This window comes from Pseudoxanthomonas sp., from assembly GCF_051953815.1.
Classification (GTDB): domain Bacteria; phylum Pseudomonadota; class Gammaproteobacteria; order Xanthomonadales; family Xanthomonadaceae; genus Pseudoxanthomonas_A.
Window position 1 is genome coordinate 131,424 of sequence record NZ_JBQCIJ010000037.1, and the last position, 10,671, is coordinate 142,094.

Consider the following 10,671-nt stretch of genomic DNA (forward strand, 5'->3'; position numbering starts at 1 on the left):
CCCGGGCTCAGCGTCCCGCCGGCGACGCCAGCTGGTTCTGCTTGCGCACGATCGACATCGCGATTTCCAGCGACTGCTCGTAGTTCAAGCGCGGGTCCACGGTGGACCGGTAAGCGCGCTCCAGATCGGCGTCGGTGAGTTCACGCGCGCCTCCGGTGCATTCGGTGACATCCTCGCCGGTCAGCTCCAGATGCACGCCCCCCAGGCGGGTGCCGGCCGCGGCATGCAGATCGAACGATTGCTCGACCTCGCTGCGGATGTTGTCGAAGCGGCGGGTCTTGTAACCGTTGGAGGTGCTTTCGGTGTTGCCGTGCATGGGGTCGCAGACCCACAGCACGCGCCTGCCATCCCGGCGCACCGCTTCCAGCAAGGCCGGCAGCTTGTCGGCGATCTGGGCCGCGCCCATGCGATGGATGAAGGTCAGCCGGCCCGGCTCGTCTTCCGGATTCAGCACGTCGATCAGGCGCAGCAGTTGATCCGGCGAAACCGAAGGACCGACCTTGATCGCGATGGGATTGCGTACTCCGCGCAGATACTCCACGTGCGCGCCATCGACGGCGGCGGTGCGCATGCCGATCCACGGGAAATGGGTGCTCAGGTTGAACCAGCCCCACTGGCGCGGCACTTCGCGGGTCAGCGCCTCTTCGTAGGGCAGCAGGAGGGCCTCATGCGACGTATAGAAATCGATGCGATTGAGGTTGTGCACCTCGGAACCGGACAGGGTTTCCATGAAGCGCACCGCATCGCCGATCGAGCGCACCATGTCCTGGTACTCCGCCGACAGCGGCGAATACCCGACCCAGCTCAGGTTCCAGTACTCCGGGTGATGCAGGTCGGCGAAACCGCCGTCGATCAGCGCGCGCACGAAATTCATGGTCATCGCCGAGCGCGCGTGCGCCTTGATCATGCGGCGAGGATCCGGCACCCGCGCCTCGGCGGTGAACTCGGGCTGGTTGACCAGATCGCCCCGGTAGCTGGGCAGGGTCACGCCATCGCGGGTCTCGGTGTCGGCCGAACGCGGCTTGGCGTACTGGCCGGCGAAACGGCCCACCCGCACCACCGGCAGGCGCAGCCCATGAACCAGCACCAGACTCATCTGCAGCAGCACTTTCAGGCGGTTGGAAATCAACCCGGATTCGCAGTCGCTGAAGCTTTCCGCGCAATCACCGCCCTGCAGCAGGAAGCGCTTGCCCTCCTGCGCCTCCGCCAGTTGCTTCTTGAGCGCGAAGATTTCCCATGAGGTCACCAACGGCGGCAACTGGCGAAGTTCCGCCAGCGCGGACGCCAGGCCCGCCGAGTCCGGGTAGGTCGGCATCTGCACCGCCGGCCTGTCGCGCCAGCTGTCCGGCGCCCAGTTCGCGGGCAGGCTGACGGCGCGGAGATTGCGATCGGTACTCATGGGGGATTCCTCGTGCGGCCCACCATGGTGACAGAATGATGCGCCGCGTCAAATCTCAGTAATAGCGCGACTTGCGACGCTTGAAGGCGGCCAGCAGCGCCCATAGGGCCAGCAGCACGAACCACACCAGCGCCCAGCCCGGCATCGACAGGCCAAGGAAGGACCAGTCGACCTTGGCGCATTCTCCGGAGCCGGTCAGCACCTGCCGGAGCACGTCGCCCATCGGGAAGGCTTCCATCATGTAGGCCAGGTCGGGGCCGCAGGCGGGCACCTGGTCCGGCGGCAGATGCTGCAGCCAGACGTGCCGGCCGGCGATGCCGATGCCCAGGCCGGCGGCCGCCAGTCCCAGGATGCCGTAGAAGCCCCGGCCGCCGGAGGCCTTCGGCGAATGCAGGCCACCCAGCAGGAACACCAGTCCCAGCAGGGCGAAGGCGCCGCGCTGGAAGGTGCACAGCGGACAGGGAATCAGCCCCTGGACGTGCTCCAGGTACAGCGCGTAAGCGAGCAGGCCCGCGCAAATAGCGAAGCCGAGGAGGAACTGCGCACGGAACGACCAGCGGAACGGGTTCATGAAGGCTCACGGCGAAGGGGCAGGCCGCATTATCACCGTGTGAAGGGCAAAAACAAATTCCGGATTCTCTCGACCGCCGACGGGAGGAGCATGTCCGCGGGCCGGCGCATTCCGCGACGGGTTCGGCGCGGAGCGGCGCAGGCGCGGCTCCACCTTCCCCCTGGCGTGTGCCGCGCCCTTCCCGGTTCGTCCTGTGGCGTGGCGGATGTCCGGAAAACAAAAAACCCCGGCGAGGCCGGGGTTTTCTGCGATTCGTCGGAGGCGCCTGATTACTCGGCGGCTTCCGGACGGTCCACGAGTTCGACGTAGGCCATCGGCGCGTTGTCGCCAGCGCGGAAACCGCACTTGAGGATGCGCAGGTAGCCGCCCGGACGGGACTGGTAACGCGGGCCGAGGGTGGTGAACAGCGTGCCCACGGCTTCCTTGTCGCGCAGGCGCGAGAAGGCGAGGCGGCGGTTGGCGACGCCATCGACCTTGGCCAGGGTGATCAGCGGCTCGGCGACGCGGCGCAGTTCCTTGGCTTTCGGCAGGGTGGTGCGGATGAGGCCGTGCTTGATCAGCGAGGCAGCCATGTTGCTGAACATCGCTTCGCGATGGGCACTGGTGCGGCTGAACTTGCGGCCGGATTTCTGGTGGCGCATGGGTCTGATTCCTGATGAATGTTGAAACTGTTGGACGTCGTTGTCGCCATCCTGGCGTTGAAACTTGGACTGCGGATGGTCCGAACCGGCCTGTGCTCCCTGGCCGGAAACCGTCGCGGGCCTTCAGGCCCGTCGACGTTGCTGCCTTGTTGCGCCCCGCGCCCGGAAGCGCGGGGTACTGCGATCCTGCGTGTGGCGTATCAGCCGAGCATGCCGTGCTGGGCGACGCCGGCCGGCGGCCAGTTCTCCAGCTTCATGCCCAGGGACAGGCCGCGCTGCGCCAGAACTTCCTTGATCTCGGTCAGCGACTTTTTGCCGAGGTTCGGGGTCTTGAGCAGTTCGACTTCGGTCTTCTGGATCAGGTCGCCGATGTAGTAGATGCTCTCGGCCTTCAGGCAGTTGGCCGAACGCACGGTCAGCTCCAGATCGTCGATCGGGCGCAGCAGCACCGGATCCACGCCGCTGCTGGCCGGCTTGGCCGCGCCGCGGTCGCGGTGGGTGAAGTCACCGAACACCGACAGCTGATCGCTCAGGATGTCGGCGGCGGTGCGCACGGCTTCCTCGGCGTCGATCGTGCCGTTGGTTTCGATGTCCAGGACCAGCTTGTCCAGGTCGGTACGCTGCTCCACGCGCGCGGCTTCCACGGCGTAGGCGACACGGCGGACCGGCGAGAACGAAGCGTCCAGCACCAGGCGGCCGATGCTGCGGGTTTCTTCATCCGGACGGCGACGGGCCGCGGCCGGCTGATAGCCGAAACCACGCTCGATCTTCAGGCGCATGTTGATCGCGGTGTCCTTGGTCAGATTGCAGATGACCAGGTCCGGATTGAGGATCTCGACGTTGTGATCGGTCTTGATGTCCGCGGCGGTCACCACGCCCGGGCCCTGCTTGCTCAGGGTCAGGGTCGAGGAGTCACCGGTGTGGATGCGGATGGCCACATCCTTGAGGTTCAGCAGGACTTCCAGCACGTCCTCCTGCAGACCTTCGATGGTGCTGTATTCGTGCAGCACGCCGTCGATCTCGACTTCGGTGATCGCGAAGCCCGGGATGGACGAGAGCAGCACGCGGCGCAGCGCATTTCCAAGCGTATGGCCGTAACCACGCTCCAGCGGTTCGATGACCACTTTGGCGCGGTTTTCGGTCAGACGCTCGATCTGCGGGCCGCGGGGGCGCAGCACTTGCTGAGTGATACCCGTCATGTTGCTTTGTCTCCTGCAAACCCCCGACGGGGGCATCGGGGGTGCGTGAATGAATTACTTCGAGTACAACTCGACGATCAGCGCTTCGTTGATGTCCGCAGGCAGGTCGGAACGTTCCGGCACGGCCTTGAACACGCCGCTGAACTTCTTCGCGTCGACTTCGATCCAGGACGGGCTCAGGTCGAGCTGTTCAGACAGGGTCAGCGACTCCTGCACGCGCAGCTGCTTCTGGGCACGCTCGGACAGGGCAATCGCGTCACCGGCCTTGACCTGGTATGACGGCAGGTTGACCGGCTTGCCATTGACCAGCACGCCACGGTGCGAGACCAGCTGGCGGGCGGCCGGACGGGTCACGGCGAAGCCCATGCGGTAGATCACGTTGTCCAGGCGGGTTTCCAGCAACTGCAGCAGGTTCTCGCCGGTGTTGCCCTTCTTGGTCGAGGCCTTCTTGTAGTAGTTGCGGAACTGGCGCTCCAGTAGACCGTAGATACGCTTGACCTTCTGCTTCTCGCGCAGCTGGGTGGCGTAGTCGGACAGCTTGCCCTTGCGGGCGGCACCGTGCTGGCCGGGCTTCTGCTCCAGCTTGCACTTGGAGTCCAGCGCGCGGGCCGGGCTCTTCAGGGACAGGTCGGCGCCTTCGCGGCGCGCGAGCTTACAGGTAGGACCGATATAACGAGCCATTTCTTATCGCCCCCTTAGACGCGACGCTTCTTCGGCGGACGGCACCCGTTGTGCGGGATAGGCGTCACGTCGATGATGTTGGTGATCTTGTAGCCGACGTTGTTCAACGAACGAACGGCAGACTCACGGCCCGGACCCGGGCCCTTGATGCGGACTTCCAGCGACTTCACGCCGTAGTCCAGCGCAGCACGACCGGCCTTTTCGGCGGCGACCTGCGCGGCGAACGGCGTCGACTTGCGCGAGCCGCGGAAACCGGCACCACCGGAGGTCGCCCAGGAAAGCGCATTGCCCTGGCGATCGGTGATGGTGACGATGGTGTTGTTGAAAGAAGCGTGGACGTGGGCGACGCCGTCGGTGATGACGCGCTTGATCTTCTTCTTGACTTTGGCAGCAGCTGGCTTGGCCATGATGGTCGCCCCTTACTTCTTGATGGCTTTGCGCGGACCCTTGCGGGTACGGGCGTTGGTGCGGGTGCGCTGGCCGCGCAGCGGCAGACCGCGGCGATGGCGCAGGCCGCGATAGCAGCCCAGGTCCATCAGGCGCTTGATCGCGATGCCGACTTCACGGCGCAGGTCGCCCTCGACCACGTACTTGCCGACTTCGGCGCGCAGACGCTCGACTTCCGGCTCCGACAGGTCGCGGATCTTGGTGGTCACGGCGACGCCAGCGGCTTCGCAGACCTTTTTGGAACGGGTACGGCCAATGCCGTAGATGCTTTGCAAACCGACCCAGACATGCTTCTGGGCAGGCAGGTTGACACCTGCAATACGCGCCATGACGCGGTCTCCAACTGTGTTTGATGGCCCGGCAGGCCGCTTCCCGGCTGGGAAAACGGGCAGACGGACGGAGTGAACTGGAAATTTTAGCAAGATCTCGGGTTACTGGGAAGCCCGCGACGACCCTGGGGTCGGCACGAAGCCCGGCATGGGGAGTGTGCCCATGCTCCGGCGCCGGAAGCCGCCTGGTGCCGGGCCTCGGGGTTTCCCCCGGCGCCCTGCCCCGCCCGCGCTACTCTGGCGCAGGACCGGCTGCTTCACACCCGTGCGCGAGATCGCCGCCCGGGCCGCCCTTTTGGTTGGTCCGGCCCGGTAGGGCCGGCCGCGCGGAAGGCTTCCGCGCGAGGGAGGTGATTATCCGCGCGAAAGGCCGCCGCGGGAACCACCCTTCAGATTGGCCTTCTTCAACAGGCTCTCGTACTGGTGGGACATCAGGTGCGCCTGGACCTGCGCGATGAAGTCCATGACCACCACCACCACGATCAGCAGCGAGGTGCCGCCGAAGTAGAACGAGGTACCCAGCTGCGTCCGCATCACTTCCGGCAGCAGGCAGACCGCCACCAGGTACAGCGAGCCGGCCGCGGTCAGGCGGGTCAGCACGCCGTCGACATAGTCGGCCGTGGCCTTGCCCGGACGGATGCCCGGAATCAGCGCGCCCGACTTCTTCAGGTTCTCGGCGGTTTCCTGCGAGTTGAACACCAGCGCCGTGTAGAAGAACGCGAAGCCGATGATCATCGCCGCGAACACGATCATGTGCAGCGGCTCGCCCGGAGCCAGCGCCTGGGTGATGCGCTGCAGCCAGGTCGTCGCACCGTTCTGGCCCGACCACATCGCCAGCGTGGCCGGGAAGGCCAGGATGCTGGACGCGAAGATCGGCGGGATGACGCCCGACATGTTGAGCTTCAGCGGCAGGAACGAGGTCTGGTTCATGTACGCGCTGCGGCCACCCTGGCGACGTGCGTAGTTCACGGTAATGCGGCGCTGGCCGCGTTCCACGAACACCACGAAGAAGGTGAAACCGAACACCACCAGCACGATGATGATCAGCGAGATGGCGTTGAGCGTACCGGCGTTGAAGGCTTCCAGGGTGGTCAGCACGGCGCCCGGCAGGCCCGCGACGATACCCGCGAAGATGATCAGCGACACACCGTTGCCGACACCGCGCTCGGTCACCTGCTCGCCCAGCCACATCAGGAAGATGGTGCCCGCGGTCAGTGCGACCACGGCGGTCAGGACGAAGCCGACGCCGGGCGAATACACCACCGGCAGGCCACCCGGAGCCACCTGGTTCTGCAGCGCGACGGCGATGCTGCCGCCCTGCACCACCGCCAGCAGCACCGCGCCGATGCGCGAGTACTGGGTGATCTTGCGACGACCGGATTCGCCTTCTTTCTGCAGCGCCTTCAGGCTGGGGAAGATGTGCACGCCCAGCTGCATCACGATCGATGCCGAGATGTACGGCATGACGTTCAGCGCGAAGATGCTGAAGCGATGCAGGGCGCCACCGGAGAACATGTTGAACATGTCCACGATGCCGCCCTGGTTCTGCATCAGCGCCAGCATGGCGTCGGGATTGACGCCCGGCACCGGCACATAGCAGCCGATGCGATAGACGATCAAGGCACCCAGCACGAACAGCAGGCGCTGGCGGAGTTCGGTGAACTTGCCTGCGCCTGCCAGCGCGCTGGCGGCATTACCCTGCGCCATGCGTCACTTACTCCTGCACGCTGCCGCCGGCGGCTTCGATAGCCGCCTTGGCACCTGCGGTGGCCAGCACGCCCTTCAGCACGAACTTCTTGGTCAGTTCGCCCTTCTTGACGATCTTGGCGCGCTTGGCGGTGCTGGGAACCAGCTTGGCGGCGCGCAGCGCGGCGAAATCGATCTCACCGGCCTCCAGCTTGTCCAGCTGGTAGGACAGCACTTCGGCGGTGTCCTGCTTGAGCTTGGAGCGGAAACCGACCTTCGGCAGACGCTTGATCAGCGGCATCTGGCCGCCTTCGAACTTCGCCTTGATCTTGCCCTTGCCCGCGCGGGCGAACGAACCCTTGTGACCGCGACCCGCGGTCTTGCCCAGGCCGGAACCGATACCGCGGCCGACGCGGGTGCGTTCGGTGCGGGCGCCCTCGGCGGGCTTCAACGTATTCAGACGCATGTTGATTACTCCTCGACCTTGACGAGGTAGTGGACCTTGGCGATCAGGCCGCGAACCTGCGGGCTGTCCTTGAGTTCACGCACATCGTTCAGCTTGTTCAGGCCCAGCGCCTTCACCGACAGGCGGTGGCGGGACTGGGAACCACGCAGGCCACGCACCAGGCGCACCTTGACGGTCTTGTTGGACTCGTTAGCCATTGAGGAGTTCCTCCACCTTCTTGCCGCGCTTGGCAGCGATGCGCGAAGGCGACTGCATGTCGCTCAGGCCCTTCAGGGTGGCGCGCACCAGGTTGATCGGGTTGCGCGAGCCAACGGCCTTGGCCAGCACGTTCTTGACGCCGACCGCTTCCAGCACGGCGCGCATCGCGCCGCCGGCGATCACGCCGGTACCTTCCGAGGCCGGCTGCATGAACACGCGCGCCGCGCCGTGGCCGGCCTTGACCGGATGCCACAGGGTGCCGTTGTTCAGCTCGACATTGGCCATGTTCTTGCGGGCGTACTCCATCGACTTCTGGATGGCGACCGGCACTTCGCGCGCCTTGCCGTAGCCGAAACCGATCTTGCCGGCGCCGTCGCCCACCACCGTCAGCGCGGTGAAGGTGAACTGGCGACCGCCCTTGACGGTCTTGCTGACGCGGTTGACCGCGACCAGCTTCTCGATCATGCCGTCGTCGACTTTCTCTTCGCGGTTGCGGTCGCGATCACGACCCCGCGGTTCACGTTGTTCTGCCATGTTTGAATCCTTGGTTGATGTGGATTTGTGGCTTGGCCACTTATGGTTGTGGAGTACTTCGGTACCGCGGTCGACGGTCGCATAAGGACCGGGACGCCCGACGCAGCCCGCGCCGGCAGGTCAAGGCATGGGGTTGCCCCCATGCCTTTCAAGATTAGAACTGCAGGCCGCCTTCGCGGGCCGCGTCGGCCAGGGCCTTGATGCGGCCATGGAAGCGGTAACCGGAACGGTCGAAGGCCACCTTCTCGATGCCTGCGGCCTTGGCGCGCTCGGCGATGATCTTGCCCACACGGGCAGCGGCATCGCTGTTCTTGCCATTCTTCAGGCCGTCCTTCACATCGGCCTGCAGGGTGTTCGCCGAAGCGATGACCCTGGCGCCATCGGACGTGAACAGCTGGGCGTAGATGTGCTGGCCGGTACGCAGGACGGACAGGCGCGGCACGCCCAGGTCGCGGATGTGCGAACGGGTCGACTTGGCGCGGCGCAGGCGGGCGGTGTTCTTGATGCTCATGATCTGGTTCCTCGAAGCCGAAGGCGTGTTTACGCCTTCTTCGCTTCCTTACGGATGATGGTCTCGTCGGAGTACTTCACGCCCTTGCCCTTGTAGGGCTCCGGCGGACGGAAACCGCGGATCTTGGCGGCGACTTCGCCCACGCGCTGCTTGTCGGCGCCCTGCACCAGGATTTCGGTCTGGGTCGGGGTGGCGAGGGTGATGCCTTCCGGCGCCTTGAACACGACCGGGTGCGAGAAGCCGAGCGACAGGCTCAGGTCCTTGCCCTGCATCGCGGCGCGATAACCCACGCCGACCAGTTCCAGCTTGCGCTCGAACCCTTCGGACACGCCCTTCACCATGTTGGCGAGGATGGCGCGGATGGTACCGGTGATCGCGTCGTGCTCCAGGGTCTCCGGAGAAAGATTGGCAACGCCATTCTCGATCGAGATCTGGACGCCGGCCGGCTTGGCGATCGACAGGGTGCCCTTCGGGCCCTTGACGTTCAGCGCATCGGCCTGGGAGGTGATTTCAACGCCCTTGGGCAGGGCAATCGGCTTTTTGGCTACACGGGACATTGGCTTACTCCGTTAGGCCACGAAGCACAGGACTTCACCGCCGACGCCCTGCTGGCGCGCCTGCGCATCGGTCATGATGCCCTTGGAGGTGGAAATGATGGCGACGCCCAGGCCGCCGAGGACCTTCGGCAGTTCAGCCTTGCCACGGTACTGGCGCAGGCCCGAACGGGACACGCGCGACAGCTTCTCGATGACCGGCTTGCCTTCGAAGTACTTCAGGACGATTTCCAGCTCGGCCTTGTTGTTCTCGGTCTTCGTCACGCGCGCGTCGGCGATGTAGCCTTCGGACTTCAGGACGTTGGCGATGGAGGCCTTGATCTTGGAGGACGGCATCTTCACCGTCTGCTTGCCGACGGCGGCCGCATTCTTGATGCGGACCAGCATGTCGGCGATGGGATCAGTCATGCTCATAAGTGGTTGCCTTTTGAGTAGCACCGATATCCGCTTTCGCGAAAATCTTGGGTTGTGCCTGGAAGCCCCAGGTGGCGGCCCCAGCGGGGCCAGGTTCCACGGCGGACCGCGGGAACCGGTAATTGTACAGCAACAAGTCCGGCATGTGCCGGACTTGGTCTCTGACCGTCCCGGGACGGGCCCGGGAGGCCGGATTTCTTACCAGCTGGCCTTGCGCAGGCCGGGCACGTCACCACGCATGGTGGCTTCGCGCAGCTTGTTGCGACCCAGGCCGAACTTGCGGTAGACACCGCGCGAACGACCCGACAGCTCGCAACGGTTGCGCTCGCGGCACGGCGAGGAATCGCGCGGCAGCTTCTGCAGCTTGGTCACTGCTTCCATCTTCTCTTCGTAGGACGCGTTGACGCCCGAGATGATCTTCTTCAGTGCTTCGCGCTTGGCGGCGTACTTCTTCGCCAGCTTGGCCCGCTTGATATCGCGGTTCACCATTGAGGTCTTTGCCATGTGTGGTTTTCCTGCGACTCAGTTACGGAACGGGAACTTGAACGCTTCCAGCAGCGCCTTGGCTTCGGCGTCGCTCTTGGCGGTGGTGGTGATGGCGATATCCATGCCGCGGAGCGCGTCGACCTGGTCGAAGTCGATTTCCGGGAAGATGATCTGTTCCTTCACGCCCATGTTGTAGTTGCCGCGGCCGTCGAACGAACGGCCCGACACGCCGCGGAAGTCACGCACGCGCGGCAGCGAGATGTTGATCAGGCGGTCCAGGAATTCATACATCTTGGCGCGACGCAGGGTCACCTTGCAGCCGATCGGCCAGCCGTCGCGGATCTTGAACGAAGCCACCGAGATGCGGGACTTGGTCGTGATCGGCTTCTGGCCGCTGATCTTGGCCAGGTCGGCCACGGCGTTTTCCAGGATCTTCTTGTTGGTCGCCGCTTCACCCACACCCATGTTGATGGTGATCTTGGTGATCTTCGGCACTTCCATCGGATTGGTGTAGCCGAACTTCTTCATCAGAGCCGGCGCCACTTCTTCCTTGTA

At 64.9% G+C, this 10,671-nt stretch carries 16 protein-coding genes; all 16 read right to left on the reverse strand.

The features are described from left to right. Positions 1-7: 7 nt before the first annotated feature. Positions 8-1,399 carry a class II 3-deoxy-7-phosphoheptulonate synthase gene (locus ACTHN1_RS11155; RefSeq protein WP_440471020.1) on the reverse strand — a complete coding sequence of 464 codons (1,392 nt, stop codon included), beginning with the start codon at positions 1,397-1,399 and terminating at the stop codon, positions 8-10. Between the two features lie 55 nt (positions 1,400-1,454). Beyond that, positions 1,455-1,970, reverse strand: coding sequence for a disulfide bond formation protein B (locus tag ACTHN1_RS11160; protein ID WP_440471021.1), 516 nt, complete (start codon positions 1,968-1,970; stop codon positions 1,455-1,457). A gap of 269 nt (positions 1,971-2,239) precedes the next feature. Then, positions 2,240-2,611: a 50S ribosomal protein L17 gene (gene rplQ, locus ACTHN1_RS11165; protein WP_440471022.1), complete on the reverse strand. Its 372-nt coding sequence runs from the start codon at positions 2,609-2,611 to the stop codon at positions 2,240-2,242. A 200-nt stretch (positions 2,612-2,811) separates the two neighbouring features. After that, positions 2,812-3,810, reverse strand: a complete 999-nt coding sequence (locus ACTHN1_RS11170; RefSeq protein ID WP_440471023.1) for a DNA-directed RNA polymerase subunit alpha — start codon at positions 3,808-3,810, stop codon at positions 2,812-2,814. A gap of 54 nt (positions 3,811-3,864) precedes the next feature. Then, positions 3,865-4,491 carry a 30S ribosomal protein S4 gene (rpsD, locus tag ACTHN1_RS11175; protein WP_141455897.1) on the reverse strand — a complete coding sequence of 209 codons (627 nt, stop codon included), beginning with the start codon at positions 4,489-4,491 and terminating at the stop codon, positions 3,865-3,867. Positions 4,492-4,505: 14 nt separating this feature from the next. Beyond that, complete coding sequence (gene rpsK, locus ACTHN1_RS11180; RefSeq protein WP_055941307.1) at positions 4,506-4,898, reverse strand: 30S ribosomal protein S11; 393 nt, start codon at positions 4,896-4,898, stop codon at positions 4,506-4,508. Positions 4,899-4,910: 12 nt separating this feature from the next. Then, positions 4,911-5,267, reverse strand: a complete 357-nt coding sequence (rpsM, locus tag ACTHN1_RS11185; RefSeq protein WP_295376291.1) for a 30S ribosomal protein S13 — start codon at positions 5,265-5,267, stop codon at positions 4,911-4,913. A 354-nt stretch (positions 5,268-5,621) separates the two neighbouring features. Then, entirely contained in the window at positions 5,622-6,974 is a 1,353-nt protein-coding gene (gene secY, locus ACTHN1_RS11190) for a preprotein translocase subunit SecY (protein ID WP_440471024.1), read from the reverse strand. Positions 6,975-6,981: 7 nt separating this feature from the next. Further along, the gene (gene rplO / locus ACTHN1_RS11195; RefSeq protein ID WP_440471030.1) at positions 6,982-7,425 is read right to left on the reverse strand and encodes a 50S ribosomal protein L15; all 444 of its coding nucleotides are present in this window, start codon (positions 7,423-7,425) and stop codon (positions 6,982-6,984) included. Next, the gene (rpmD, locus tag ACTHN1_RS11200; protein WP_055941302.1) at positions 7,425-7,616 is read right to left on the reverse strand and encodes a 50S ribosomal protein L30; all 192 of its coding nucleotides are present in this window, start codon (positions 7,614-7,616) and stop codon (positions 7,425-7,427) included. The genes rplO and rpmD overlap by 1 nt, the downstream gene beginning before the upstream one ends. After that, complete coding sequence (gene rpsE / locus ACTHN1_RS11205; RefSeq protein ID WP_440471025.1) at positions 7,609-8,151, reverse strand: 30S ribosomal protein S5; 543 nt, start codon at positions 8,149-8,151, stop codon at positions 7,609-7,611. Before rpsE ends, rpmD begins: the two co-directional genes overlap by 8 nt. Before the next feature lie 154 nt (positions 8,152-8,305). Continuing rightward, positions 8,306-8,662: a 50S ribosomal protein L18 gene (gene rplR / locus ACTHN1_RS11210; protein ID WP_440471026.1), complete on the reverse strand. Its 357-nt coding sequence runs from the start codon at positions 8,660-8,662 to the stop codon at positions 8,306-8,308. Positions 8,663-8,691: 29 nt separating this feature from the next. Then, positions 8,692-9,219: a 50S ribosomal protein L6 gene (gene rplF / locus ACTHN1_RS11215; RefSeq protein WP_440471027.1), complete on the reverse strand. Its 528-nt coding sequence runs from the start codon at positions 9,217-9,219 to the stop codon at positions 8,692-8,694. Between the two features lie 12 nt (positions 9,220-9,231). Then, positions 9,232-9,630: a 30S ribosomal protein S8 gene (rpsH, locus tag ACTHN1_RS11220; protein ID WP_141455891.1), complete on the reverse strand. Its 399-nt coding sequence runs from the start codon at positions 9,628-9,630 to the stop codon at positions 9,232-9,234. A 198-nt stretch (positions 9,631-9,828) separates the two neighbouring features. Continuing rightward, positions 9,829-10,134, reverse strand: a complete 306-nt coding sequence (rpsN, locus tag ACTHN1_RS11225; protein WP_141455890.1) for a 30S ribosomal protein S14 — start codon at positions 10,132-10,134, stop codon at positions 9,829-9,831. An 18-nt stretch (positions 10,135-10,152) separates the two neighbouring features. Then, positions 10,153-10,671, reverse strand: a 519-nt coding sequence (gene rplE / locus ACTHN1_RS11230) for a 50S ribosomal protein L5 (RefSeq protein ID WP_440471028.1), incomplete at its 5' end; no start/stop codon positions are given.